The organism is Actinoplanes octamycinicus, assembly GCF_014205225.1.
Lineage (GTDB): Bacteria > Actinomycetota > Actinomycetes > Mycobacteriales > Micromonosporaceae > Actinoplanes > Actinoplanes octamycinicus.
In genome coordinates, this window is the sequence record NZ_JACHNB010000001.1 from 3,042,719 (window position 1) to 3,069,588 (window position 26,870).

The 26,870-nt window shown below is 71.1% G+C and carries 19 protein-coding genes; 8 read left to right on the forward strand and 11 right to left on the reverse strand.

Features of this window, described 5'->3' with window-relative positions; all coding sequences use genetic code 11:
* Nucleotide 1: 1 nt before the first annotated feature.
* The 3 genes from BJY16_RS13670 to BJY16_RS13680 are packed head-to-tail and all read right to left on the reverse strand — an operon-like array spanning nt 2 to nt 7,328.
* A complete protein-coding gene (locus tag BJY16_RS13670; RefSeq protein WP_185039826.1) occupies nt 2–4,804 on the reverse strand; it encodes a DNA repair ATPase in 4,803 nt (1,600 codons plus the stop codon).
* Nucleotides 4,801–6,765 (reverse strand): SPFH domain-containing protein, encoded by a 1,965-nt coding sequence (locus BJY16_RS13675; RefSeq protein ID WP_185039827.1) that lies wholly within the window; start codon nt 6,763–6,765, stop codon nt 4,801–4,803. The genes BJY16_RS13670 and BJY16_RS13675 overlap by 4 nt, the downstream gene beginning before the upstream one ends.
* Nucleotides 6,765–7,328, reverse strand: coding sequence for a hypothetical protein (locus BJY16_RS13680; RefSeq protein ID WP_185039828.1), 564 nt, complete (start codon nt 7,326–7,328; stop codon nt 6,765–6,767). Before BJY16_RS13680 ends, BJY16_RS13675 begins: the two co-directional genes overlap by 1 nt.
* A gap of 133 nt (nt 7,329–7,461) precedes the next feature.
* Between BJY16_RS13680 and BJY16_RS13685 the strand changes: the two genes are divergently transcribed.
* Entirely contained in the window at nt 7,462–8,280 is an 819-nt protein-coding gene (locus tag BJY16_RS13685; RefSeq protein ID WP_185039829.1) for a helix-turn-helix transcriptional regulator, read from the forward strand.
* Between the two features lie 65 nt (nt 8,281–8,345).
* A complete protein-coding gene (locus BJY16_RS13690) occupies nt 8,346–9,068 on the forward strand; it encodes an SDR family NAD(P)-dependent oxidoreductase (protein ID WP_185039830.1) in 723 nt (240 codons plus the stop codon).
* A gap of 10 nt (nt 9,069–9,078) precedes the next feature.
* Here the strand turns inward: BJY16_RS13690 and BJY16_RS13695 are convergent, their stop codons facing one another.
* Nucleotides 9,079–9,705: a DUF305 domain-containing protein gene (locus tag BJY16_RS13695; RefSeq protein WP_239177359.1), complete on the reverse strand. Its 627-nt coding sequence runs from the start codon at nt 9,703–9,705 to the stop codon at nt 9,079–9,081.
* Between the two features lie 118 nt (nt 9,706–9,823).
* Between BJY16_RS13695 and BJY16_RS13700 the strand changes: the two genes are divergently transcribed.
* Complete coding sequence (locus BJY16_RS13700) at nt 9,824–11,239, forward strand: LVIVD repeat-containing protein (RefSeq protein WP_239177358.1); 1,416 nt, start codon at nt 9,824–9,826, stop codon at nt 11,237–11,239.
* Nucleotides 11,240–11,260: 21 nt separating this feature from the next.
* Here BJY16_RS13700 and BJY16_RS13705 read toward each other — a convergent pair whose 3' ends face one another.
* Nucleotides 11,261–13,093, reverse strand: a complete 1,833-nt coding sequence (locus BJY16_RS13705) for a diguanylate cyclase domain-containing protein (protein ID WP_185039832.1) — start codon at nt 13,091–13,093, stop codon at nt 11,261–11,263.
* A 285-nt stretch (nt 13,094–13,378) separates the two neighbouring features.
* Here BJY16_RS13705 and BJY16_RS13710 point away from each other — a divergent pair, with 285 nt between their 5' ends.
* Both BJY16_RS13710 and BJY16_RS13715 read left to right on the forward strand, forming a co-directional pair.
* Nucleotides 13,379–13,702 (forward strand): hypothetical protein, encoded by a 324-nt coding sequence (locus BJY16_RS13710; RefSeq protein ID WP_185039833.1) that lies wholly within the window; start codon nt 13,379–13,381, stop codon nt 13,700–13,702.
* Between the two features lie 108 nt (nt 13,703–13,810).
* The gene (locus BJY16_RS13715) at nt 13,811–15,235 is read left to right on the forward strand and encodes a hypothetical protein (protein WP_185039834.1); all 1,425 of its coding nucleotides are present in this window, start codon (nt 13,811–13,813) and stop codon (nt 15,233–15,235) included.
* A gap of 1,129 nt (nt 15,236–16,364) precedes the next feature.
* On the opposite strand, the gene BJY16_RS13720 is transcribed toward BJY16_RS13715, so the two are convergent.
* From BJY16_RS13720 to BJY16_RS13730, 3 genes are all read right to left on the reverse strand, one after another.
* Complete coding sequence (locus BJY16_RS13720) at nt 16,365–17,192, reverse strand: S1 family peptidase (RefSeq protein WP_185039835.1); 828 nt, start codon at nt 17,190–17,192, stop codon at nt 16,365–16,367.
* Between the two features lie 243 nt (nt 17,193–17,435).
* Entirely contained in the window at nt 17,436–17,651 is a 216-nt protein-coding gene (locus BJY16_RS13725; RefSeq protein WP_185039836.1) for a DUF397 domain-containing protein, read from the reverse strand.
* A 37-nt stretch (nt 17,652–17,688) separates the two neighbouring features.
* Nucleotides 17,689–18,537, reverse strand: a complete 849-nt coding sequence (locus tag BJY16_RS13730; protein WP_185039837.1) for a helix-turn-helix domain-containing protein — start codon at nt 18,535–18,537, stop codon at nt 17,689–17,691.
* A gap of 249 nt (nt 18,538–18,786) precedes the next feature.
* Here BJY16_RS13730 and BJY16_RS13735 point away from each other — a divergent pair, with 249 nt between their 5' ends.
* From BJY16_RS13735 to BJY16_RS13745, 3 genes are read left to right on the forward strand one after another with little or no spacing between them, the layout of a single operon-like run.
* Nucleotides 18,787–19,428: a GOLPH3/VPS74 family protein gene (locus BJY16_RS13735; RefSeq protein ID WP_185046429.1), complete on the forward strand. Its 642-nt coding sequence runs from the start codon at nt 18,787–18,789 to the stop codon at nt 19,426–19,428.
* On the forward strand, nt 19,425–21,104 hold the full coding sequence (locus BJY16_RS13740) for an APC family permease (protein WP_239177355.1): 1,680 nt from the start codon (nt 19,425–19,427) through the stop codon (nt 21,102–21,104). The genes BJY16_RS13735 and BJY16_RS13740 overlap by 4 nt, the downstream gene beginning before the upstream one ends.
* Entirely contained in the window at nt 21,101–21,715 is a 615-nt protein-coding gene (locus BJY16_RS13745) for a GNAT family N-acetyltransferase (protein WP_185039838.1), read from the forward strand. Before BJY16_RS13740 ends, BJY16_RS13745 begins: the two co-directional genes overlap by 4 nt.
* Before the next feature lie 8 nt (nt 21,716–21,723).
* On the opposite strand, the gene BJY16_RS13750 is transcribed toward BJY16_RS13745, so the two are convergent.
* From BJY16_RS13750 to BJY16_RS13760, 3 genes are all read right to left on the reverse strand, one after another.
* Nucleotides 21,724–22,278, reverse strand: coding sequence for a hypothetical protein (locus tag BJY16_RS13750; RefSeq protein ID WP_185039839.1), 555 nt, complete (start codon nt 22,276–22,278; stop codon nt 21,724–21,726).
* 629 nt (nt 22,279–22,907) lie between these two features.
* Nucleotides 22,908–23,537, reverse strand: coding sequence for a LysE family translocator (locus BJY16_RS13755; RefSeq protein WP_185039840.1), 630 nt, complete (start codon nt 23,535–23,537; stop codon nt 22,908–22,910).
* A 203-nt stretch (nt 23,538–23,740) separates the two neighbouring features.
* Nucleotides 23,741–26,764, reverse strand: a complete 3,024-nt coding sequence (locus BJY16_RS13760; protein WP_260418281.1) for a glycoside hydrolase family 3 protein — start codon at nt 26,762–26,764, stop codon at nt 23,741–23,743.
* Between the last annotated feature and the right edge of the window lie 106 nt (nt 26,765–26,870).

Consider the following 26,870-nt stretch of genomic DNA (forward strand, 5'->3'; position numbering starts at 1 on the left):
GTCAGCGGCCCAGCCGGCCGATCGCCGCCTCCACCGCGGCGACCCGGTCGGCGACCAGGGCCACCGCGCCGGCCGCCCGGGACATCGGGTCGGCCTCGCTCCCGCCGAGCGCCTGCTCGCGCAGGTACCCGGCCTTGACCTCGGCCCACCGCCCGGCGCGGGCCGGGTCCAGCCGGCCGCGGATCTCGGCCAGCTTCAGCAGGTTGGCCTCGGCGCCGCCGGTGAGGGTCTGCGCCTCGCCCAGGTAGTGGTCGTCGAGCACCTGCTCCAGCTCGTCGTCGTTCATCGCCGGCACGATCCGCTCGGCCAGCTTGTTCATGTTGCGGTAGGAGCCCTGCAGCTTGAACGGCGGCTCGGTGCGGCTCGCGTCGGCCTGCGCGGCCGAGGCGATGTACGCCTGGTTGACCCGCAGCACCACCCGCTGCACCCGCTTCATCTTGCGCAGCACGGCCAGGATCTGCTCCAGCTCGGCCGCCGAGTACGGGTACGACAACCGGTCCGCCCGCGCCGCCTCGTCGCCCTCGGCCAGCCGCAGCAGCAGCGGCAGGTCGGCGGTGTCCCGCCCGGCCAGCGGCGCCAGCACGGTGTTCGCGGTCAGCGCGTTCTCCAGATAGGACAGCTCGAACAGGTCCTCCCGGCCGGCCAGCACGTCACCGAGGTTCCACACGTCGGCCCGGTTGGCCAGCATGTCCGGGATCCGGAACCGCTTGCCCGACTCGGTGTACGGGTTGCCCGCCATGCACACCGCGAACCGCTTGCCGCGCAGGTCGTACGTCCGGGTCCGGCCGTCCCAGACGCCCTCCATCCGGCGCTGCGCGTCGCACAGCGAGATGAACTTCTGCAACAGCTCCGGGTTGGTGTGCTGGATGTCGTCCAGGTAGAGCAGCACGTTGTTGCCCATCTCCAGGGCGAGGGAGATCTTCTCCACCTCCTGCCGGGCGGTGGCGTCCGGCGCGTCGGCCGGGTCCAGCGAGGTGACGCCGTGCCCCAGCGCCGGTCCGTTGACCTTGACGAAGATCAGCCCGAGGCGGTCGGCCACGTATTCCATCAGGGTGGTCTTGCCGTAGCCGGGCGGCGAGATGAGCAGCAGCAGGCCGGACCGGTCGGTGCGTTTGTCGTCGCCGGCCGCGCCGAGCTGGCGGGCCAGGTTGTCGCCGATCAGCGGCAGGTAGACCTCGTCGAGCAGCCGGTTGCGGACGAAGGTGGTCATCACCCGGGGCTTGAACTCGTCGAGCCGGAGCCGGTCGCGCTCGGCGGCGGCCAGCGCGGCCCGCTGCTTCTGGTAGGCCCGGTAGGCGGGCATCCGGACCTCGCGGAACTCCCGGGTCCGGTCGAGCAGCGCGTCCAGGCGGACCGTCAGGTGCCCGTCGGTGATCCGCGGGTGCACGCCGAGCAGGCCGGACACGGTCTCGCTCGTCGCGGCCGACACGTCGTACCGCGACAGGGCGGTGCCGGTCAGCTCGACGGCCACCGCCTCGGCCAGGTCGGACCGGTCGCCCGCATCCGGCTTGGCGTGCAGGAAGGCGTCGAGCCAGGCGTGCGCCAGCTGCCGGCGGGCGGCGAGATCGGATTCCAGCGCGCGCAGGTCGTCCGCGAACCGGGCCCCGCCCAGCTCGCGGTGGAACCGGTCGAGGAGGGTGCGGGCTCCGGCGCTGGTGGCGAAGCCATGACCGGCGGCCAGCTCCTCCACCAGGTACGCACCGACCGGCACGCCGGCCGCGGTGTCCAGTTCGGACCGCAGCTCGTCCAGCGCGGCGCCGGCCGAGCCGAACAGCTCCCGCGCCCGGACCAGCGACGACGCCCGCAGCGTCCAGAGCTTGCGCTGCTCCTCGGTGGTGTGGAAGGCCCAGAACAGCTGCGCCTCGGCCCGGGTGTGCGGGTCGTAGCGGAGCAGCCCGGCTCCGGCGTGCAGGCGCAGCAGCGCGTCCAGGATCACCGTGGCGTCGGCGTCGTGGACACCCCGCTCGTACCCCTCGTCGTACCGTGCCTCGGCGGCCCGGCGGACCAGCTCCCGCAAGGTGCCCTCGGTCAGCGCCGCGGTCGCGGCCGCCGGGTCGTCGGCGAGGATCGCCGCGGCCAGGTGCTCGGCGCGGTACAGCTCCCGGTACTCGGAGACCAGCGGCTGGTCCCAGAACTCCCGGGTCTGCCGGAACCCCGGGTCGGTGACCGGCGCGCGGTAGTCGGTGCCGGTGATCGCGTAGGCCAGCCCGCCGTCGTGCGGGACCAGGGTGAGGTCGATCGCCTGCTCGTTGACCGCGAAGGTGTGCCGGCCCAGCCGGATGCCACCCTCGCCGAACAGGTCCTGCCGGTCCCGCAGCGCCCGCCCGGCCTCCTGCCGGGCCGCCTTGAGCTGCCCGTCCAGCTCCTCGGCGCGGACCGTGTCGCCGGCCGCGCGCAGCTCCTCGGCGACCGACCGGACCTTGGCCACCATCGGATCGGTGGCGAAGTAGGTGTTGACCTCGTCCGGGTCGCCCAGGGTGAGGATCCGGCGGTGCACCGCGTCCAGGATCCGGCGGGCCGAGTCGGCCAGCTTGTCGGCCCGGCGGGCCCGCTCGTCGAGCAGCGACTGACGGCGGCCGGCGATCGCCTCGTAGACCTCGGTGCGCTTGGCGGCCAGCCGCTCGCCGAAGTCGTCGACGTCACCGAACCGGGTCTCCAGGGTCTCCACCTGGGCCATCAGCCGGGCCAGGTGCTCGTCGCAGCGTTCCGGGGTGTCCGCGGCGGCCAGCGCGGCGGACACCGACTGGCCGAAGAGCGCGAACTCGGCGGCGAACGCGGCCCGGCCCTCGACCGCGGCCAGCTCCCGGCGGCGACCGTCCAGTGTGGCCCGGGCCCGGTTGAGCCCGCCCAGCACCGTGCCGATCTGCTCCAGGATGGACACCCGCACGGTGGCGTCGGCGATCTCCAGGCCGCCGACCACCTCGGTGACCACCTGCAGCCCGTCGGACTGCTCGGTGATCCGCTCGGCGACCGGCTCGGCCTCGGCGACCGTGCCGATCGCGGCGGCCTGCCCGGCCAGCTCCTCGACCCCGGACTGGTAGTCGGCGAACGCGTCCGGGCGGCGCAGGAACTCGACCGCGCGGCGGGCGGTGTCGTCGGTGGCGGTGATCAGCGAGGCGTCGATCTCGTCCAGCCGGGTCAGGTCGGCGTAGCGCATCTCGCGCAGCCCGGCCAGCCGGCCGCGCTCCCGGCGCAACTCGGCGAGCCGGCTGATCCAGCCGCCGGTGCTGGTCGGCGCCTCCGACTCGGCCCGCCGGACCAGCGAGCCGGCCGCCGCGGACGCCTCGGCCAGGGCCTGCTCGGCCTGCTGGGTGAGCGCCTGCACCGAGGCGAACTCGTCGAGCACCTGGGTGGCCGCGGCGCGCACCTCGGTGAGCGGCTCGGCCAGGTTTTCCAGCTCCGGGTCGCCGAGCCAGTGGTAGGTGTCGAAGGCCCGGGTGCAGGCCGCGATGATCGCCTCGAAGACCGGCCCGGCCGCGGACATCTCGTCCACCATCCGGGTCACCGACAGCGCGTCGGCGATGCCCCGGACCAGGTCGGCGTTGCCGATCCGGTCGAGCGGTCCGGTCCCGGCCGGCTGGGCGGCGGCGTGCGCGTCCGAGACGTACGGCGTCTGCCACACCTGCACCGGATGGACCCGGGACGGCTCGTCCCCGGGGCTGCGCAGCACCACCAGCGTGCCGTCGTCGAAGATCGCGTAGCCGTGCCCGGTGATCGGCGTGGCCACCTCTTTGCGGATCACGTTGTACGGCAGCAGCAGGTAGCGCCCGGTGCCGGCGTCGTGGAAGACGTGCAGCACGTCCTCGCCGTTCACCGACCGGACCACCCGCTCGAAGGCCAGCCCGCTGGTGTCCTGGTCGAACGTCTTGGACACCCCGGTGGCCAGGTAGTAGCCGCCGGGGAAGATCACGCCCTGGTCCTCCGGCAGCCGCCGGCAGGCCTGCCCGATCCCGTCCAGGCGCTGCACGTCCCGGGTGCGGGTGTTGAAGATCAGGTACCGGTACGCGGTCTCCTGGTAGGGCAGCACCCGCAGCAGGATCATCGGCCCGACCCGGGCGTACGAGATCTCCGCGTCGGCGAGGCTCTGCAGCGGCTCGTCGACCGGCTCGGAGAAGATGCCCTCGCCGTCCTCGGTGTTGTTCTCCACCTTGACGGTCAGCGTCCCGCCGACCGCCTCGACGAACACCTCGTCCTCGATCGAGACGTGCGGGTGCCGGCCCAGCACGTGCTGCTCGCGGGTGGTGACCGTCCAGGTGAAGTCGTGCGTGGGCGGGAGCACGTGGTCGCGTTCCCCGCGGGCGTCCTGGTAGGCCACCGACCCGTCCGGGCCGACCCGCCAGCGCAGCACCTTGAGGTCGTCGGCCCGCGCCCCGGTCTGGAAGACCGCGAGCAGCAGCCCCTCGACCCGGCGCAGCTGCCGCAGCCGGGTCTCCTTGTAGTAGCGGTACAGCTCGGCGAAGTCCCGCCGGAAGCCCGGGTCGTCCAGCAACCCGGGCGCCTGGACCGGCTGGAACTGCCGGTCCACCACGGTGAACACGTCGTCGACCGACGTCTCGGCCTTCATCCCGAGGAACGCGTTGGCGCCGAACAGCAGCGCCTCGCCGGCCGGCGCGACGTCGGCCGGCACGCAGTTGTTGCCGGTCCGGATCCGCTCCGCGCCGAGCAACTGGGTCTGCTGGGCGCCGAAGACCTCGACCCGGCGCGTGTTCAGCGCCTCGGCCCGCGCGCCCAGCTCGCGGGCCTTCGCCGCGAGCCGGGCCCGGAGCACCTCGTAGGTGCCCGCGTCGATGGTCGACTCGGTCACTCAGACCGGTCCTTCTTGTCGGCCTTGATCTGGTTCGCCACCGCCGCCGCCACGCTCAGGTTCGCCACGTCCGCGGTCGACACCGCGCCGGCCACCTTGCGCAGGTCGTCGGCCAGGTCGCCCTCGCCGTTGAGGTAGCGCGCGCCGACCGTCTGGGCGACCGTGCTGTGCTCGACGAAGCCGTCGAGGCTCTTGCCGAGCGAGATCGAGCCGACCAGCTTGTCGAAGAAGACCGAGTCGCCGCCGACGATGTCGATGTCGGCTTTCTCCAGGCCGGCCGCGACCACCATGGCCTGCGCCTCGGCGATCTCCTTGTGCACGGTGATGCCGGCCAGCCGGATCTCCTTCTCCATCTCCAGCCGCAGGCGGTACTCCTCGTGCGCGCGGGTGACGTCGTCGAGGGTGGCCATCGCGCCGGCCTTCTGCTCCAGGCCCTCCGCCTCGCCCTTCAGCTTCTCCTTGATCGCCTCGGCGGCGACCAGCGCCTTCTGCCGCTCCACCGCGGCCTCGGCCAGACCGGTCTTCTCGATCACCTCGGCCTCGGCGCGGCCGGTCTTCTCGATCACCTCGGCGTTGCGCTCGCGGACCTGGACGTCGGCCAGGCCGGCCGCGGCGGTCTCCGCCTGGATGCCCTCGGCCAGCCGGATCTTGGCGCGCGCGTCCAGCTCGGCGGACTGCTGCCGGGCCTCGGCGAGCAGCAGCTGCTCGCGGGCCTTGAACTTGGCCGCGGCCTCCGCCGCCTCGGCCGCCTTGATGTCCTTGACCAGTGCCTCCTGCGCCTCCGCCTCGGCGTTGATGATGACCGCCTGGCGGGTCCGCTCGGCCTCCTCGACGGTGCGCAGGCGCTTGATGTTCTCCTCCTGCTCGGCGACCGTCTTCTCCACCGCGATCCGCTCCCGGATCACCTCGGCCATCGACCGCTTCTCGGTCTCGACCTCCTTGTCCTTGGCGATGGTGGACAGCTCGGTCTCCCGCTGCCGGCCGATCACCTCGAGCATCCGGTCCTTCTCGATCCGCTCGGTCTCGATCGCGATGACCCGCTCGCGGTTCTTCTCGGCGACCGCGATCTCCCGGTTCTTGTTCTCCGCCTGCACGCCGAGCTGCTGCTCGGTCTTGATCCGGGCGGCCTCCGAGCGCAGCGTCTCCTCGGCCCGGGCCAGCGCGATCTCGGCCTCCTCGCGGGCCCGGATGGTCTCGATCTCGCGGCGCTGCTTGATCTCCGCGTCCGCCTTGCGGCGCTCCAGCTCGAGGATCGCCTCGCGGGCGTCCACGTCCTGGCGGGTGATCTCCTTCTCCTCGTTGCGCCGGAAGTCGTTGGTGCGCACCGCCTCGATCGCGGTCAGCTCAGTGATCTTGCGGATGCCCTGGGCGTCCAGGATGTTCTTCGGGTCCAGCGAGCCGAGCGGGGTCTGCTCGAGGAAGTCGATGGCCGCGTCCTCCAGGCTGTACCCGTTCAGATCGGTGCCGATCACCTCGATGATCTGGTCCCGGAAGTCGTTGCGCTTGGTGTAGAGGTCGACGAAGTCGAGCTGCTTGCCGACGGTCTTGAGCGCCTCGGAGAACTTCGCGTTGAACAGCTCCTGCAGCGTCGCCTCGTTGCTGGCCCGGCTGGTGCCGATCGCCTGGGCCACCTTGATCACGTCCTCGGTGGTCTTGTTGACCCGGACGAAGAAGGTGATCCGGATGTCGGCCCGGATGTTGTCCCGGCAGATCAGGCCCTCCCGGCCGGTGCGGGAGATCTCGATCGTCTTCACCGAGATGTCCATGATCTCGGCCTTGTGCAGGACGGGCAGCACCACCGCGCCGGTGAAGGTCACGTCCACCCGGCGCACCTTGGAGACGATCAGAGCCTTGCCCTGTTCCACCTTCCGGAACATCCGGCTGAGGAAGAACAGCACGCCGAGCGTGATCAGTACGACGACGGCGACAAGCACACCGAAACCGGTGGAGACAACGTCCATCAAAGGCCTTTCTTGGCGATATCAGCAGGGACGACCCAGAAGAACTCGCCCTCCGGGTCGACGTCGTAGATGAGGGCGACGGTGCCGGCGGGCAACTGGTCCGCGCCGGTCTGGCGGACCTGGATGATCGCCGACGAGCCGTCCGGGGCGTGCACCTCGGCCTGGCCGAACGTGCCGGTCACCCGGCCGGTGCGGATGACGCAGGTCAGGCCGACGAAGTCGGCGCGGGAGGCGTCCGGGCCGGTGGGCAGCAGCCGGCGCAGCGGGATGGCCACCAGCCGGGTCAGGATCGCGGCGACCACCAGGGCGGCCAGCGGGACCAGCCAGAGCGGCGCCGGCCCGTGCCACTGCGCGCCGGCCAGGGTCCCGAACCAGGCGAGCGCCACCAGCAGCGAGACGAAGACCGGGATCGGCACACCGAGCAGCGCGCCGTGGCCGTGCCCGGCCTCCGGGTCGGCGCCGCCCACGATCACCACGAGCCAGTAACCGATCACCAGGATCAGCAACGGGGTCAGGAGAACGGTGGGGAAGCTCAGGGCGGCCTCGACGAATCCGTTCCCCATGAAGACTCGGTCCTGTTCTCTCGCAGCGGGCTCACAGGGTGACAGCCGCCGTCAATCCGCGCTGTCCAGGGACAGACAGTCCGGGGATAACCATGGCCTTCATCGGTCGATCACGGAAGGGGAGACTTGGGTCATGGATCGGGAACAACTGGCCCATTTTCTTCGGACCCGCCGCGAGGCCCTGCAACCGGAGGATGTCGGACTGCCGCGCGGGCCGCGCCGGCGGACCGGTGGCCTGCGGCGGGAGGAGGTGGCGGCGCTGGCCGGCATGTCGGCCGACTACTACGGGCGAATCGAGCAGCAGCGCGGCCCGGCGCCGTCCGACCAGATGCTGGCCGCGCTGGCCCGGGCCATGCACCTGAGCCTGGCCGAGCGGGACCACCTGTTCCGGCTGGGCGGGCACCCGGCGCCGCGCCGGTCGCTGCGCGACGACCACATCAGCCCCGGCATGATGCGGATCGTCGACCGGCTGATGGACACCCCGGCCATGGTGCTGTCCCGGTGCGGCGAGACGCTGCGCCAGACGCCGATGGCGCAGGCCCTGTTCGGTGACGAGACCCGGTTCACCGGGCTGGCCCGGGCGACCGTCTACCGCTGGTTCACCGACCCGGCGAGCCGGCGCGTCTACCCGGAGCGGGACCACCCGAAGCACGCGCGGTACTTCACCGCGAGCCTGCGCCGGGCCTACACGGCCGACCCGGACGGCCGGGCCGGGGAGATCGTCGCGGCGCTGCTCGCGGCCAGCCCCGAGTTCGCCGCGCTCTGGGACGAGCACCAGGTCGGCCTGACCCACGTCGACCGCAAGACGCTGGTCCACCCGGACCTCGGCGAGCTCGAACTGTGGTGCCAGAACCTGCACGACCCGGAGCAGGAACACACCCTGCTGGTGTTCACCGCGGCGCCCGGTTCGCCCAGTTACGAGAAGCTGCAACTGCTCGCCGCCGTCGCCTGACGACCACACCGCTTTTTCGTACGAAAAAGGCTCTTTCGCTCCGCAACTCCTGGAAAGGCTGTGCCATGCCCAGAATCGCCCTGATCACCGGTGGCAACCGCGGACTCGGCCGGGCCACCGCCCTGGCCCTGATCGAGGCCGGCATCGAGGTGATCTACACGCACCGCGGCGACCCCGGCGAGAAGATCGACGCGATCCCGCTGGAGCTCACCGTCGGCGCCCTCGAGACCTACGACGACTTCGCCACCGAGCTGCGGCGGGTGCTGCGCGACCGGTTCGGCCGGGAGGACTTCGACTTCCTGGTCAACAACGCCGGCGTCGGGGTGCACGCGTCGATCGCCGACACCACCGTCGAGGCCTTCGACGAGCTGCTGAACGTGCACTTCCGCGGCGTCTTCTTCCTGACCCAGAAGCTGCTCCCGCTGATCGCCGACGGGGGCCGGATCGTCAACCTGTCGACCGGTCTGGCCCGGTTCACCGGGGACGGCTACGCCGCCTACGCCTCGATGAAGGGCGCCATCGAGGTCTTCACCCGCTACCTGGCCAAGGAGGCGGCCGCCCGTGGCATCACCGCCAACACGGTCGCCCCCGGCCCGGCCGCCACCGAGTTCGCCGGCGGCATGCTGCGGGACAACGAGCAGGTCCGCGAGGGTCTGGCCCGGGTGATCGCGCTCGGCCGGGTCGGTGAGCCGGAGGAGATCGCCGGCGTCATCACCGCGATGCTCGGCACCGACACCCGCTGGATCACCGGCCAGCGGATCGAGGCCTCCGGCGGCATGCACCTCTAGGCGCTAAGGCCTAGGCGACGTCCAGGTCGTTGAGGCGGTTGATCTCGCTGCCCTGCTCGACCGCCGTCTCATTGGCCATTTCGGACAGTCGCTGATCCATCCCGCCGCGCAGCAGATCACCGGCCATCTGCTGCGCGCCGCGGTGGTGCTCGATCATCATGGTCACGAACCGGCGGTCGAAGTCGGCGCCACGCGCCCCGGCCAGCGTGCTCATCGCGGCCGCGGTCTGCATCCCGGGCATCCCGGCGTGGTCGTGGCCGGGCTCGTTCTCCGGCTTGCCGCGGTCCCGCAGCCAGGACCGGAGCACCTCGATCTCGGGTTGCTGGGCGGCGCTGATCCGGCCGGCCAGGGCACGCACCCCGGCGTTCCCGGCCCGGCCGGTGGCCAGCCCGGCCATCTCGACGGCCTGCGCGTGGTGCGCGATCATCATCTGCGCGTAGGTCACGTCGATCGCGTTGTAGAGCGATCCGTCCGGCGCCTCAAGATGATCGGAGTCGGTCACAACGGCGGACTCCCCGGGGCGTCCCGGCACCACCACGCGGACCGGGGGAGCGGCAGCCGGCGGCTCCTCCCGGCGCTGCGACAGCACCACGGTCGCCGCCACGGCGACCAGAACGACGGGCACAACGATCCACATCCGGCGATTCATCGATCCCCCTCCGGCGGCTATCGTAGCCAAAGTCATCGATGTCGCTGGTGGTGCGCACACGTTCACATGTGGTGCCCGCCGGTGACTCGCAGCCGGAAGGAGCTCCATGAAGCACCTGGCCTCACGAGGGCTGGCCGCGATCGCGATCATGCTCAGCCTGACGGTCGCCGCACCGGCCCGGGCCGGCACGACCGCCGTGCCCGGGGTGGACGAGATCGTCAGCAGCCCGAACATCACCCAGGTCGGCCACCTGGACAACAAGACCGGCGGCCCGTTCGCCGCGGAGAACTCGTACAACACCGACTGGGCGTTCCGCGGACACTACGCGTTCAGCGGCAACTACAACGGCTTCACCGTCTACGACATCAGCAACCCGCGCGACCCGAAGATCGCCACCCAGGTGCTCTGCCCGGGCTCGCAGAACGACCTGTCGATCCACGGCGACCTGCTCTTCCTGGCCACCGACTCGCAGCGCTCCGACGACTCGTGCGCCAGCGTCGCGGTGCCCGGCACCGCGCCGGCCGAGACGCCGCGCTGGGAGGGGATCAAGGTCTTCGACGTCAAGGACCCGCTGAACCCGCGCTACGTGGCCGCGGTCAAGACCGACTGCGGCTCGCACACCGAGACGCTGGTCCCGGGCAAGGGCCGCGACAAATCGGTTTATCTGTACGTGTCGTCGTACAACCTGTCGGGCGCGAGCGTGCCGAACTGCGCGCTGCCGCACGACAAGATCTCGATCGTCAAGGTGCCGCTGCGGAACCCGGCCGCGGCCGCCGTGGTGGCCACCCCGGTGCTGTTCCCGGACGGCGGCTACGAGGGTGACGAGGACAGCTCGCCGACCACCGGATGCCACGACATCACCGCGTACCCGCAGCGGGACATCGCGGCCGGCGCCTGCATGGGCGACGGCGCGCTGTTCGACATCTCGAACCCGGTGGCGCCCAAGGTGATCACCACGGTCCGGGACACGACGAACTTCGCGTTCTGGCACTCGGCGACGTTCAACAACGCCGGCACCAAGGTGGTCTTCACCGACGAGCTGGGCGGCGGTGGCGGCGCGACCTGCAACCCGACCGTCGGCCCGGACCGCGGCGCCGACGCGATCTACGACATCACCGGCAAGGGCAAGCGGCTCACCCTGCAGTTCCGCAGCTACTTCAAGATCCCGCGGGAGAACGCCGCGACCGAGAACTGCGTGGCCCACAACGGCTCGCTGATCCCGGTGCCCGGCCGCGACGTCATGGTGCAGGCCTGGTACCAGGGCGGCATCTCGATCTGGGACTTCACCGACTCGCGCAAGCCGGTGGAGATCGCCTACTGGGAGCGCGGGCCGCTGAGCACCGAGCGGCTGATCCTGGGCGGCTCCTGGTCGGCGTACTGGTACAACGGCTACGTCTACTCCAGCGACATCCAGAAGGGCCTGGACGTGCTGAAGGTCGACGACCGCCGGCTGCGCGGCGCCGACTGGTTCCGGACCCGGCAGTTCAACGCGCAGACCCAGGAGAACTTCTTCACCTGGTGACGCGGACGCGCCCGGCCGGTGTCAGCGCACCGGCTGGGCGCCCGCCCGGCGATCGTGCTTGCGCCGGTACATCGCGGCGTCCGCCTCACGCAGCAGCCGGTCCCCGTCGCCGGGCCGGCCGGAGGCCACCCCGACGCTGGCGCCCACGGTCAGCCAGTGCCCGCCGATCAGCATCGGCTCGGCGACCACCGCGGCGATCCGCTCGGCCAGCCGCGCCGCCGCGTCCGGCCCGGCGCCGCGGAGCAGCACGGCGAACTCGTCGCCGCCCAGCCGGGCGGCCACCTCGCCGGACCCGAGCAGCCCGCTCAGCCGCTCGGCGACCTGCATCAGCACCTGGTCGCCGGCGTGGTGCCCGTGCCGGTCGTTGATCGCCTTGAACCCGTCCAGGTCGATCAGCAGCATGCTGATCGCGGCCTGGCCGGTGGCGCCGGCCGCCTCGTCGATCCGGCGCTGCAGCAGCACCCGGTTGGCCAGTCCGGTCAGCGCGTCGTGGGTGGCCTGCCGCTGCAACTCGTCGTGCAGCGCGCGGGTCTCGCTGGCGTCCCGGGCGTTGATCACCACGCCCCGGACGTTCGGGTTCTGATACAGGTCGGTGCTGATCAGATCCAGCCATCGGTACGTGCCGTCCGCGTGCTGCCAGCGCACCTGGGCGGCCACGCTGCGGCCCGGCTCGGCGAGCCTTCGGGCCACGTGCTCGTCCACCGTCAGCAGGTCGTCCGGGTGCGTGCAGTCGTACAGCGAGGTGCCGAGCAGCTCCGCCGGGTCCCGGCCGAGTACCCGCTCGGCGGCCGGGCTGGCGTACCGCACCACGCCGTCGCGGCGCACCACGACGGTCAGGTCGGAGGTGTTCTGGACCAGCGCCCGGAACCACTCCCGCTGCTGGTCGAGCTCGGTCAGCAGCCGCTCGTTGTCACGGACCGCGGAGAGCTGGCGGCCGAGCACCAGCGTGGTGATCGCCACCGCGCCCAGCGCCACGCCCCAGGTCCGCAGGCCGGGCTCGCCGCCGTGCAGCGCACTGACCAGCAGCACCTGGGTGGCGATCACGGCGAGGTAGGGCAGCCGGCTGGGCCGGTGCCCGGGCGCCCGGTCGCCGGCCGGGCCGGCCGGCCGGGTGTGCAGCAGCTGGAGTCGCAGCGTGCTCAGGATGACCACGCAGGGCAGGAGCTGGACCAGCGGCAGCACGCCGGGCGGCAGGGCGTCGCCGAACAGCACGCCGGCCACCGAGGCGCCCAGCGCGGTCCCGGCCACCCCGAAGCAGCCGAGCAGCCCGGCCGCCCGGGTGAACGGCGCGGTGCCACTGAAGATCAGTTTGAGCAGCCCGAACGTGATCAGCATCATCACCACGGCGGTGGCCGCGGCGCCCCACCGGCTGGCGTCGTCCGCGCCGCCCAGCTCGTCGGCGAGCAGGAAGTACCAGAGGAAGACGGCGACGCCGGTGAGCACGGTGGCCGCGTCCAGCCAGAGCCGCAGCCGCTGCCGGCCCTCGCCGCCGAGCGGATGCCGCAGCATCGCGCCGACCACGATCGCCATGCCGGTCACCACGAACGCGGTCTGCACGACGCTGATCCGCCCGCCGGCTCCGGCGTACACCAGAACGGTCTGGAATCCGTCGCCGAGCGCGCACGCCCCGCAGGCCACGGCCACCGCCCGCCAGAACCGGCGAGCCGTCGCCGGGACGTCCGGGTGGGTGGCCAGCCGCGCGGCGAAACACACGTCCAGCAGGTCGATCGCCGTCTGCACGGTCCACGACGCGCCGTTGCCGCCCAGGCCGGTGAGGAAGAGCGGGAATAGCAGCAGGGTGCCGAGCAGCAGGGCGAGCAGCACCGGGTCGGCGGCGCCGGCTGGTCTGCGCATGATCGCTCCCGTCGTGGACGCACTGTTCGGTCCGGACGGTCTGATCGGCCCCGGCGGCCGCCAGATGAGGAACTTTAAATCCGAGTTAATCCGGACACCGATACCGCGGAAGTCGCCCATACTGGCTCGAACCGTGCCGTTGGCGGCACCGACGGCCCGGGCCGGTTCCCACGCGGGCGAAGGGGCCGGCCCGGGTCCCGCCCCCGCCGCCACCTGCGGGTGAACCCGCCCGCGCGGCGCGCCGCGTCCCCCGGCCGGCCAGCGCGGACGGATACCTTGACAGCCATGACGACGACCGCGCGCCGCACCTCGGCGCTCCGGTCGTTGCCCGCGCTCCTGGCACTGCTGCTGGCCTTCCTCGCGGCTCCCGCGACCCCGGCCACCATCGCACCGGTCGTCCAGGGCGCCTCCGTTTCCGCCGCGGCCACGGTCTCCAGCACCGCCGCGACCACCTCCGCCGCACCGGCTCCGGCCGCTCCGGCCGAGGTCACCGCTCCGCCCGCCGAGCCGGTCTCCGGCTGCCCGGTCACCGACCGCACGCGCGTCCTGCCCGCGCAGCGCTCGGCCGGGTCCGCGGGTTCGCGAGCGCCGCCCCGCACCGTCGCCTGAACCCCGGGAACGGCCGTCCATCGGCTGTTCCCGCGGTCGTGTGCACGTGCCCGGCCAGCGGAAACCGACGAGCGGAAACGGACGAAACGCATGAACATGGTCGCCGAAATGCTGATGAACGAGCCGGCCCCGGTGGCGATCTGGGGTGCCCTCTGGCTGGCCACCGTGCCGGCCATGGTGGTCCTGGCCAGTCCGGCCAAAGTTCGCAATCCGGGCCGGGCGCTGGCCGAGGCGTGGGCGTTTCTGATCGGCCGCCCGGCCCGGCCGCGGGCGGCGGCCGAGGCCGCCGCGCCGCTCGACTTCTTCGCGACCGACGCGGTCTCCGCCGAGTTCGCGGTGGAGGCGGCGGTCTCCTACCGCACGGTCGCCGCGGAGGAGGGAGCCGCTTTCCGGTACGCCGTTCCGGCCGCCCCCGCCGCACCCCTTTCCGCCGCCGCCGAATCCGTTTCCGTCGCCGTTCCGCTCTCGTCCGCCGCGGCTCTCTCATCGGTCTCATTCGATTCGGAGGAGACCGTTCCCACGAATCGGGTCATGGGCGGCGCGCCAGTTCTGAATGCGGCCATTTCCGCGGGCGTGGCGGCATCCGGCTCGCCTGTTCCGGGTGAGGCGTCACCCGGTTTCCGGTCAGCCGTCCCGGACGGCGTGGCGGGCTTCTCCGACGGCGTGGTGGGCCTCTCCGACGGCGTGGTGGGCCTCTCGGACGGCGTGGCGGGCTTCTCCGACGGCCTGGCGGACCTCTCCGACGGCTTGCTGGGCTCCTCGGACGGACTTCCGGGTGTCGCTGCGCTTTCGAGCCGTCTGCCGGGCGGCTGGGCTGCTCCGGGCGCCGAGTGCACCTCGGGAGGCTGGGCTCCGGCCGGCAAGCGCTCGCCGGGGCGCATGGAGCTGCTCCGCCGGATCTTCCGAGGCTCCGCTGCGCGGCGTGCGGACCGGCTCCGGGCCGAGGCCGGGGCGGTCCGGACGGTCCGCTACGCCGAGGAGGTCCGGGTCGCGGCCGAGCGCGCCGGATACGCCACCGACCGCTGGCAGGAGCACTGGGAGGCGGCCGCCGAACGGGTCGACGCGGCGTTCCGGGCCTGGCAGGCAGCCGACTCCCGGGCCCGGCGCAGCCGGCGGGCGGCGGCCTTCGGCACCCCGTACACCGCGCAGAGCCCCGCCGAGTACGCCGACCGCGAGCGCCACCTGCACCTGGCCGTCCGGGCCGCCGCCGAGCGTGGCGAACTGCCGACCAGCGCGGTCGCCGACGCCCTGACCGGCCGGGGCGGCTGGGACGCCCGGCTGCACCCGGTCGAGCAGGAACTGGTCATCCAGCGGGCCAGCGCGGACCACCTGGAGGCGGTCTGGCAGCGCGCCGTCGAAGCCGAGGCGCTGGCCTGGCGCGACTCGCAGGCCGCCCGGCGCAACTGGCACAGCCTCTGCCAGGAGGCGATCCTGGCGGCCGCGCACGCCACCGCGGTCCGGCACCTGCTGCCCGCGGAGCCGGTCGCGGTCCTGGTCACCGGGCACCACGCTCCGGTTGCCCGGGTTGCTTGACCGTCCGGTGGCGCCTGACCTTCTGGTGGCGCTTGACCGTGGCGCTTGACCTTCTGGTGGCGCTTGACCGTGGCGCTTGACCTTCTGGTGGCGCTTGACCGTGGGTCTTGACCGTCTCGTAGCGCTTTGACCGTCCGGCGGCGCTTGACCGTCCGGTGGCCCCTCGCTAGCTGTGCTTCGCTGCGTGTGCTCAGCTGCCTGTGCTGAGCTACCTGCGATGTGCTCCCTGCGGTCCGCTCGCTGTGGCTTGCTGCAGGTGCTGAGCTTCCTGCGGTCTGCTGCCTGCGCTTCACCAGCTGTGCTTAGCTGCCGGTGCTGAGCTTCCTGCGCTTTGTTGCCTGCGCTTCGCCAGCTGTACTCAGCTGCCTGTGCTCAGCTATCTGCGCTTTGCGGCCTGTGCTTCGCTGCGTGTGCTCAGCTTTCTGCCGTTCGCTGGCTGCGCTTCGCTAGCCGTGCTCCGCTCCCTGCGCCTTGCTGCTTGCGCTTCGCTGCGTGTGCTCTCCTGCCTGCGGTTCGCTGCCCGTGCTCAGCTGTCGGTGCCTCGCCAGCTGTGCTCAGCTGCCTGCGGTTCGCTGTCTGCGTTCCGCATCTCAGCGCGGTGCTGCCCCAGCGCGTCGCAATCTCCGCGCGTTGTCCACATCAGCGCATTGTCCACAGCCCGGCCTCGTCAGATCCCGCTCCCGCGCCACACTGTCTTCGGGGCGGCCCCCTGGGCGGGCGGGGAGTGGGAAGTGGCGGGCGCGGACAGGTGCGCACACTGCATCGACGGGCTGGTCTTCAGGATCGCCTCGGCATCGACGGGCTGATCCTCAACCGCGGCTCGGCATCGACGGGCTGGTCCTCAACCGCGCCGCGGCATCGACGGGCTGGTCCTCAACCGCGCCGCGGCATCGACGGGCTGGTCCCCAACCCCACCTCGGCATCGACCGGCGGTCCCCGCGACGGCTTCGGTATCGACCGGCTGGTCTCCATGGGTGTCTCGGGCTTGCCGAGACACCCATGGAGACCAGCCGGACCCCGAGGCGCGGCTGGGCGGTGACCCGCGGCGGTGCTGGCGGCGTACCGGAAGAGGCTCTTGATCGGAGGGGTCCGCGCCCGGCCGGGGGACCGCCGGCCGGGCGCGGGCCGGCTACGGCTTGGTCAGCAGGCAGCCGGACTTGGTCAGGTCGATGGTGCGCGAGCTGGTCAGGCAGGTGGTGAACCAGTACGTCTGCTCGCCGTAGCTCTGGCCCTGGTAGGCGTGCGTGGTGCCGTTCGCGTCGACTTCGCACGGGTTGTTCAGGGTGCACATCTCGCCGTCGTCGTTGCCGGTGTTGTTGATGCCGACGACCTGGCCGGTGCTGGCGCTGACGATCGGGGAGCCGGAGGTGCCGTGGATGGTGTCGCAGTCCGGGTTGTAGCGGATCGAGTCGCGCCAGGTCCACTCGTCCTCGCGCAGCGTGCTGACGAAGCTGTCGATCCGGCAGTTCCAGATCCGCTTCCAGTAGCTGGACGGGATGGCGATGCTCAGGCCGGCGGCCGGGCGGCTGGCCGCGATGGTCAGCGGGGTCGCGCCGTAGCGGCTGCTGAGCGTGGCGTAGGTGGTGGTGAGCCGGTAGAGCGTGACGTCGGTGCCGGTCATCGTGGCGTACAGGATCCGGTCCGCGCGGACCGTGCCGAGCGCGCTGCCGCTGCTGTTCAGCAGGGTGCCGGAGCGGCTGCTGCTGCGGTTCTGCAGGACGGTGCCGGCCGGGATCAGGCCACCCTCGTAGCAGTGTCCGTTGGTGAGCATCATGGCCCGGTCGGTGCTGACCGAGGTGGGGTAGCGGACCAGTGACGCGGAGCAGTTGCTCAGCGTGATGGTGGAGGCGAGGGTGGTGGCGGCCAGGGTGGCCGGCGGCGCCGCCTGGGCGGGGGCCGGGCCGGCCAGGATCGCGGTGGCGGCCGCGACGGCGGCGAGTGCGCTGCGTAGGCGCATGCGGGGGACGTCCCTTCAGCGGGGTGACCGAGCGTCCCGCCGGGTGGGCGGGGACCGTCACCGAGCGGTCAACGGTGCACGTACCCTGACATTGGTCAAAGTCGATGTCAATGGTCATGAATCTTGACCGGGAACGACCATGAAGAAAGCCGTAGCACCCGGTCGGGTGCTACGGCTTCCCTCACATCATGCACCTAAGAAGTTCGGTACAACCCTTCCGTCGGTGCGAGCCGATCGGTAGGCTCACGAAGCGATATCGAACTCGCCGTCCTTGGCAGAGTCCACGAAGGCGGTCCACTCCGCCGTCGTGAACAAGAGAGCTGGTCCCGTCCGGTTCTTGCTGTCACGGACGGCGATTCCCTCGTCGAGGAACGCTACCTCGACGCAGTTGTTGCCGCCGTTGCCGTTGCTGCGACTGCCTTTCCGCCAGACGGCACCGTTGAGTTGGTGCGCGAGCAACTCGGCACCTCCCTCCCATAGATAGCTTCGGGAGTCGCTAAGCGGTGAGCAGACCCTCGATCATCTTGATGGTGGTGCGATGGTCGAGCGCCCTCGTGCTCAATCGCTCGAACTCCTGCCGGTATCGGGCAACCTCAGGGGGCTGCTCCTCGTAATAGTCTCCCGCGAGACCTTCCAGGTAGACAACATCCGAAAGAGTGGTATCCCGGAATTCCAAAAGTGTGGCAGCCCCACCCAGGAACGGATGTTCGCCGGCGTCGAACGGCATGATTTGCAGCGATACATTCGACAATTTAGCTATTTCTATCAGGTGTTCGAGCTGCGCCTTCATCACGTCCGGGCCGCCGACCATGCGGCGCACCGCCGCCTCGTCGACGATCGCGGCCAGCTCCAGCGGGCGGTCCCCGGTGAGCCGGCCCTGCCGGGTCAGCCGCAGCGAGATGCGCCGGTCGATGTGCTGCGGCGGATCGTTCGATCGACCGGTACTGATCAGTGCCCGCATGTACGCCTCGGTCTGCAGCAGGCCGGGCAGGATGATCGGCTCCCAGGACCGCATCGAGGTGGCGGCCGCCTCGAGCCCGACGAAGTTGCCCGGACGCATGATGTCGCGGTAGTCGGTCCACCAGGTGCGCTCCCGCGACATCCGGGCCAGCTCGACCAGCGCCTCGCGGTACGCCGGGTCCTCGACGTTGTAGAGGGTCAGTAGATCTCGGACATCGCGCGGCGTCACCGCGACCCGTGCGGTCTCGATCCGGGTGACCTTGGCGGAGTGCCATTCGAAATGCCGGGACACCTCTTGCTGGGTCAAACGCGCTGCCTCGCGGCACCGTTTGAGCTCGGCGCCGAGGCGGCGGCGACGCAGTGTCGGACCCTCAATATCGGACACCTGTGACTCCCTAATGGTCCCTAGGAAGCTGATGTTACGAGCGTTCCTCACCATCCAGGTACCCCCATTCATGATCGACTATTGGTGATCGTTGAACAGGTGGTGAGCAGCAGGTACTGAATAAGAAGTCTAGTACTTCTTGCATTGACCTTGCTGTCGGGGACATGATGCTGCGGACATCGAGTTCTGTCTTCTTTGCTACACAGGCAAAATGATCATTGGAACTGGCGTCTAAGGGGCGTGGCGCAAGTGTTGGCTGACCAGTACTACCTGATCGCACACGAGGACCGCACCGGGCGGTCCAGGCTACATCCCCGCGCGACCGGCTTGGGATTGGCCGCCGCATTGCTCTCCGAACTCGTGCTGGAGGGTCGCATCGGCATCAGCGAGGGAGACCTTTTCATCATTGATCAAAGGCCGCCCCGCGACGCGCTCTCGCACGACATTCTCGATCTTCTCTGCGCCCAGTCGCACCACCGGGACGTACGGACCTGGCTGGCATTCCTGGCGCAGGACTCGGCCCTGCGGGTCGCCGAGCGCCTGATGCGGGTCGGCGCCGTCGAGGCGGTCACCCGGCGCCGGATGCTCGGCAGCACCCAGACCCTCTACATGCCGAACACCGCCCGGCAGCGCAACGCCGCCGCCTGGGCCTCCACCCGGATCGCCAACATGCTGGTCCGCGGCATGGAGCTGAACGCGAGCGACCGGATGCTGGTCGGCATCGTGGTGGCCACCGGCCTGACCCGGCACGTCATGTACGGCTTCGAGAACTACCCGCACATCTACCACGGGTTGCCGAGCATGATCGCCTCACTCCCGAACGACCTCCGCGAGCTTGTCGAGTGCACGGAGTCGTCGGTCGGGTCGGCGCTGACGGTGGGCCGCCGGTGAGCCGAGGACGCCACCAGCGCCGCCGGGACAACGTCGACCGCTGGGCCGGGACGATGCTGACCGAGCTGCACTCGCGCTCGGCCGGCCCGTCCGACATCGTCAGCCAGACCCTGGCCAGCAACCGGCTCGGGGTGCCGTCGGTGGTCTTCTTCGGGGTGGCCGGCGCCGCGCCGCTCACCGTGATCATCGGAGCCATCTCGACGATCTACGCGGTTGTCGGCAACACCGCGCTGCCGCTGGTCTACCTGGTGGTGGCGGCGATCCTGTCGCTGTTCACGGTCGGCTTCGTGGCGATGAGCCGGCACATCGTCAACTCCGGCGCGTTCTACTCCTACATCAGCCACGGGCTGGGCCGGGAGCTCGGCATCTCGGCGGCGCTGGTCGCCCTCGCGGCGTACTCGATGATGCAGGCCGGGCTCTTCGGCCTGTTCGGCGTGGTCTCGTCGAGCGTGCTCGGCGCGGTCGGGGTCAACGCCTCCTGGGTGGCCTGCGCCCTGGTGGCCTGGGCACTGGTCGCGGTCCTCGGGATGCTCTGGGTGGACCTGAGCGGCAAGGTGCTCGGCGTGCTGCTGATCGCCGAGATCGCGGTGGTGCTGATCTACGACCTGGTGATGGTGGCCAACCCGGCCGACGGCGGGGTCAGTTTCGCCACGCTCAACCCGGAGCAGCTGATGACGCCCGAGGTGGTGGCCATGATGGTGCTCGCCATCAGCGGCTTCACCGGCTTCGAGGCGACCGTGGTGCTCTCCGAGGAGGCGAAGGACCCGAAACGCACGATCACCCGGGCCACCCACATCGCGGTGCTGATCACCGGCCTGATGTGCGCGCTCTCCGCCTGGGCCATGTCGGTCGGCGCCGGTACCGACCAGATCGCCGGCCTGGCCCGGCAGGAGACCACCAACCTGGTCTTCAGCCTGGTCGGCCCGCACGTGCCGGACATCATGATCACCCTCGGCTACGTGCTCTTCATGACCAGTATCTTCGCCGCCCTGCTGGCGTTCCACGCGGCGGTCTCGCGCTACCAGTTCGCCCTCGGCCGGGAGCGGATCCTGCCCAGCCGGTGGGGCTACACCCACCCGCGGACCGGCGCGCCGGTGGTCGGCTCGATCACCCAGAGCGTGCTGTCCCTCGCGGTGATCGTGGGGTACTGGCTGGCCGGTGCCGACCCGCTGGTCCAGCTCTTCGGGTACCTCACCTCGGTCGGCGGCCTCGGCGTGCTGATCCTGATGTGGGGCACCTCGGCCGCGGTGATCGCGTTCTTCCTGCGGCATCCGCACCGGGAGAACGCGTGGCGCGGCAAGGTCACGCCGATCATCTCGTTCTTCCTGCTCAGCGTGATCTTGTTCGCCACCGTGGTGGGCCTCGGCGACATCCTGGGGCTGGCCGACGACTCGATCTTCAACTGGGCGTTCTCGGCGGGCTACGGGGTGCTGGCCGTGCTCGGCGCGCTCTGGGCGGTCATGGTGCGCTACTCCCGGCCGGAGGCGTACGCCTCGATCGGGCGCGGCGTGGACAACCGCCCGGTGGTGGACTTCTTCGAGCCACCGCCGCCGCATTCGCACTCGCTGGCGTTCCAGCACCACCCGCCGTTCGAGCCGGCTCGCTACGAGCAGGCGCCCTACGAGCAGGAGTTCGGTCCCTTCCCCCCGTTCGACCAAGTTGGGAAGCCTCAATGAGCTACGCCATCCAGGAACTCGTGATCCGGCACGTGTCGCCGTTCGACACCGAGGAGATCACCGACCTCGTCGCCGAGGCGATGGGCGACGGCCCGGTGGCCCGCTGGCTGCAGCCCGACCCGGCGCTGCGCCGGCGCACCGCCCCCGGATACTTCGAGATCTTCGTGGATTACGCCCTGCAGTACGGCGAGGTCTACAGCACCGCCGACGCCGAGGACGGCCGGATGTGCGGGGTGGCGCTGTGGTTCCCGCTCACCTCGCTGATCCCGCCGCCGGCCGACTACGACCGGCGGATCAAGGAGGCCACCGGGACCGCGTCCGACCGGGTGCACGTCCTGGACGCGGCGGTCGAGGAGCACCACCCGCTGGAGCCCCACCACTACCTGGCGTTCCTGGCCGTCCGGCCGACCAGGCAGAACGAGGGCATCGGCAGCGCGCTGCTCGATCGCCATCACGCCCGGCTGGACCGGGCCGGTCTCCCGGCCTATCTGGAGGCGAACGATCCGCGTAACCGGGATCTCTACCTCCGGCACGGGTACCGGGTCCGGTCCGTGATCCAGCTGCCCGACGGACCGCCCCTGTGGGGCATGTGGAGGGCGCCTATGGCATGAGCCGACAATCAGGCAGCCGTCGGGAATTCGTAGATCCAGAAAGACTGCTGGTCCATGCATTCGGCTCGTAGCGCGCCCGAGGACAGGCGGCGCAACATGAGCCGGACGACGCGACCGAAGTTGCGTTGGTCGTCGTTGTAACGGCAGTAGTCGATCGCGATCATTCCGTCCATGTCGGACGCCGTGCGATGCATGGCCTCGACGAGTTCGGCGAATGCCCGGGTGTCACGAGCGTCCTTGCCGACTGCGGTGAAGCCGACGTACCAGATCTTGTTCTGCCGATAGAGATCCGGCCAGCGTCGCTCGAAGTATTCGGGGGCGATCAGTGGCATTGCCTTCAGGTCGTTGGTGAAGGTGGACAGGCCGCACAGCCGGCCACCGTCATCGAGGCAGAGGTACTTGTCCACCCGCTGGTCACGCATCACCTCGTCGAACTCCGACCGGTACATCAGATGCCGTTGTACGGCCAGCGCCCGCAAGTCCTTGAAAGCGCCTTCGTACAGTTCCCAAGCGGCCTTGTGCATCTCATCGCTGGGGATCTGATCGACGATCTTCACAAGCATGGCTGCTCCCCCACGGGCCCCGTGTGGCCTGCCCGTTTCATCGTACTCAAGTTGATCGATGATGGTTGACCAACAGAGTACGTACAGCAATCGCTCCGGGACAATGCGTACCGGCGATTCGAGTGTGCCACTTTCCAGAAAGGAGGGTCGTTAGCGGAAAAGCGTGCAAGTTGCGAACTGGCAGGTGACAAGCCCTGTCGGACCCGCTCGAACCCCCGCTGGAATTGGTTACGGGAAAGGTCAGCATTCCGCGAGTCGGCCTTTTTGCGGAATACACCGAGTACTGGACTCCGAGTACTGGACGTGGAGTCCTTGCCGAATTGCCACCTGGCGGGATCCCTTCGACGACGGAGCGGGACCGGCGCGGCCGGACACCGCGGGCCATCCCATCGAGCGATCAGTCCCCCCGCTCGCCGGATGGCCCGTATCCATGTCCGACGGTCGGCATCAGTTCAGAGACCGAACTTAGTCGCTGGTGCTGAAAGGCAGGTTGCTACTCCTCGTCGCCATCTTTCTTATCGCCGCGGGGCTGCTCGTACCGCCCGGCGCGCGGGCTGGGCGCGGACACACTCGTAGGGCCGGGACTCGCGGCGGGGTCTTCACCGGCGGAGGGCGCGCGTGACGCCGAGTCAGCTGGTGGTGGCCAGGCGCAGGCCGAGGGCTACCAGGACGGCGCCGGTCAGGGCGTCCAGGGTGCGGCGGACGCGAGGGCGGGACAGGACGCGGCGCAGGGCGGCGACCAGGGTGGCGACGATGGTGAACCAGGTGACGGTCACCGCCACCGCCACCGAGGAGAGCAGCAGGACGTCGGCGGGGCGGCCGTCCATCGGGACGAACTGGGGGAGGACGGCCATGAAGAAGACGCCGCACTTCGGGTTGAAGATGTTGCAGAGCACGCCGTCGCGGTAGGAGACCCACGGCCGGGCCGCGGCGCGGGGCGCGTCCCCGATCCGCGGGGAGTCGCCGCCGCGGCGGGCGGCGAGCAGGGCGGTGACGCCGAGCCAGAGCAGATAGGCCGCGCCGGCCAGCTTGACCGCGGTGAAGGCGACCGCGGACGCTTCCAGCAGGGCGGCCACGCCCATCGCGGCGGCCACCGACCAGACGAAGACGCCGGTGGCGATCCCGATCCCGGCGACCACACCGTGCCACCGCCCGGCCACCATCGACCGCCGCACCACCACCGCGAAGTCCGGCCCCGGCGACACCGCCGCCAGCGCGATCACCCCGGCGAACGCCGCCACCTGCCCCGCACCCGTCATGTCCGCCTCCCGCTCCGGCTCGTCACCAACCGACTCTGCCAGGACCGGCCGCCGCCCGCCGCCCGCCGCCCCGGCCGCCGCCCGCCGCCCCGGCCGCCGCCCGCCGCCCCGGCCGCCGCCCGCCGCCCCGGCCGCCGCGGTGCGGCCTCGGCGGGGCTGGTCCGGGGTGGCGATCTTCGTGCGACTTCGGCGACGCCGATGGGTCAGGAGAAGTCGACGGTGGCGACGGTGAGGTCAAGGGCGTCGAAGAGGACATAAAGGTCGTGGATGCCGCTCACCGGACCAATCGCGGCCTGCACCGGAGTGAGGCCGGCGTGAGCGATGGGCGGAGAAGCCGCGGAGAGGCCGGCGTGGCCGGTGGGCGGAGAAGCCGCGGAGAGGCCGGCGTGGCCGGTGGGCGGAGAAGCCGCGGAGAGGCCGGCGTGGCCGGTGGGCGGAGAAGCCGCGGTGAGGCCGCTGTGGCCGGTGGGCTGAGGAGCCGCGGTGAGGCCGACGTGGCCGGTGGGTGAAGAAGCTGCGGTGAAGTCGGCGTGGCCGGTGGGCGCGGAGACCGAGGTGGAGCCCGGACCGCTGCTGGGTGGGGGGACCGGGAGGGTGGCCAGGACGGGGCCGGTGAAGGGGTCGTCCAGGCGCAGGACGACCGTGCCGGGCACGCCGGCGGTGGTGACGGTGACCTGGTGGAGGCCGCCGTTCAGGTCGACGTCGTGGAAGAGGGCCCACGCGTCCGGGGTGACGCTGCGCAGGGCCTCGCCCGGAGTGCCGGTGACCGCGACCGGGACGGTGCCGGCGTACCCGTCGTTGTCGATCAAGCGCAGGCCGGCGCGGGCCGCGCGCGGTGGGATCTCCTCGCCGTCGACGCGCAGCGTCGTGGTCAGCCGCAGGTCGGTGCTGGAGCTGCCGACCGCGATCGTGTGGGTGGCCGTCTCGACCACCCAGCGGGACCGGGTGACGTCCCAGAAGGCCAGGTCGGCGACGTCCAGGTGGAAGGTGACCCGGGTCCGCTCGCCGGGTGCCAGCCGGACCCGGCGGTAGCCGCGGAGCCGGCGCAGCGGCTGCTTGACCCGGGACCGTTGCTGCCGGGTGTAGAGCTGCACCACCTCCTCGCCGGGGCGGTCGCCGGTGTTCACCACGTCGACGCTGACCGTCACCGTGCCGGCGGCGTCCGCGCTGGTCGTACTCGAAGCCAGGTCTTCGAAGCGGAAACTCGTGTAGCTGAGGCCGTGGCCGAACGGGAACAGCGGCGTCCCGCGGTGGTAGAGGTAGGTCGCGTCGGTGGCGATGATGTCGTAGTCGAGCAGGTCGGGCAGTTCGCTGTCGTCGGCGTACCAGGTCTGGGTGAGCCGGCCGGACGGCTCGGCGCCGAACAGCACGTCGGCGAGCGCCGCGCCGTGCTCCTGACCGCCGTGCGCGGACCAGACGACAGCCGGCAGGTGCTCCCTGGCCCAGCCGATCGCATAGGGATAACTGCTGGTCAACACCATGACGGTACGAGGATTCGCGGCCCGGACAGCGCGCAGCAGCTGGTCCTGGGTGCCGGGCAGGTCCAGGTCCCGGCGGTCGACCGTCTCCCGCCCGCAGACCATCGGGTGGTTGCCCAGCGCCAGCACCACCACGTCCGCCGTGGCGGCCAGCTCGGCGGCCGCCGTCACCCCGTCCACCAGCACGTCGACGGTGAGGACGGTGGCCTGCGCGGCGTCCGCGGCGGTGGGCCGGACCAGCCCGTCCGGGCCGGCCCGCAAGAATCGCGCGGTTTGCTCGTGGCGCAGCGCCACCCCGCCGTCCACCGGCACGAAGGTGAAGGTCTCCTTGACCTCCCAGCCGTTCGGGCCGGGCTGGTCGCAGGTCATCCGGTCGCCGTCGAAGCCGACGAACAGCCCCGTCTCCACGGCACGCAAGGAGATCGTCTCCTGGCCCCAGTCGAGGATGTCGAACGCGGAGCCCGGCCCGTCGGTGATCCGGAGCGCCTGGTCCGCGACGACCAGACCGCGCAGCACCACCCGGTCCACCCCCTCGTGGAACAGCACGTCACCGAGGGACTCGCGGAGGGTTCTCCGGTACGGCGGAGTCCCGCTGTACCAGTCCTCGAACACCGCGTCGCCGAGCGGCCCGATCACCGCGATCCGCCCGCTCCGGGCCGGGTCGAGCGGCAGGATCCCGTCGTTGCTGAGCAGCACGATCGAGGCGCGCGCCGCCTCCCGGGCCAGCTCCCGGTGCGCCGGGCAGTCGATCGCCTCGGGGCCGGTCCCGCGGTACGGGTCCTCGTCCGGGTTGAACTCGCCGAGCCGGATCCGCACCGACAGGATGTGCCGGACCGCGGCGTCCACGTCGGACTCGGTGATCAGCCCGCGGTCCAGGGCCGAGGTGAACCGGGCGACGGTCGGCGCGGCGTCCGGCCCCTCCTCGGTGACGCAGTCGACGCCGGCGCGCAGCGCGGCCGCGAATCCGGCCACGTGGTCGTCCGCCCAGTGCTGGTCGCCGCCGAGGTTGTGGACCGCGTAGGCGTCGCCGACCACCATCACGTCGTCTTCCGCCCAGTCGCGCAGCACCTCGTTGATCAGCGGGCTGACGTGCGCCGGCCGTCCGTTGATCAGGTTGTAGGAGGCCATCACGGCGACCGCGGCGCCGGACTCGATCGCCGGGCGGAAGGCGGGCAGCTCGTACTCGTGCAGCACCCGCGGCGGCAGGTTGCTGGAGGTGAGGTGGCGCTCGGTCTCGTTGTTGTAGGCCAGGAAGTGCTTCAGTGTGGGCGCGGTGCGCAGCCACTGTGGATGGTCGCCGCGCAGCCCGCCGGCGTACGCGGTGCTGAGCACCCCGGTCAGCCAGGGGTCCTCGGCGTACCCCTCCTCGTTGCGTCCCCACCGCGGGTCGCGCAGCAGGTTCACCACCGGGGCCCAGACGTTCAGGCTGACCGCGGGGTCGGCGTGGTGCATGGCGCGCACCTCGGTGCCGACCGCGGTGCCGACCCGGCGGAGCAGGTCCGGGTCCCAGCTGCTGGCCAGCCCGATCACCTGGGGGAAGGCGGTCGCGACGCCCAGCCAGGCGACGCCGTGCAGGCCTTCGGTGCCGGTGCGGAACGCGGCCAGGCCGAGTTCCGGGACCGGCGCCTGGTACTGGTGGAGCAGGGCGACCTTCTGCGGCAGGCTGAGCCGGGCGAGCAGGTCGGCGACGCGGGTGGCGAGTTTCTGCTGGGGGTCGCGAAAGACGACGCGAGCGGGGGATTCGGTCATCACACCGTGTTCCTTCGGGGCCGTGCCCGATCGTCGAAGCGCTTCGACAAACGGGCGAAGAGATCCACGCGAGTGGTTTCGCGAATGTTTCGGACGGAGTTCCATG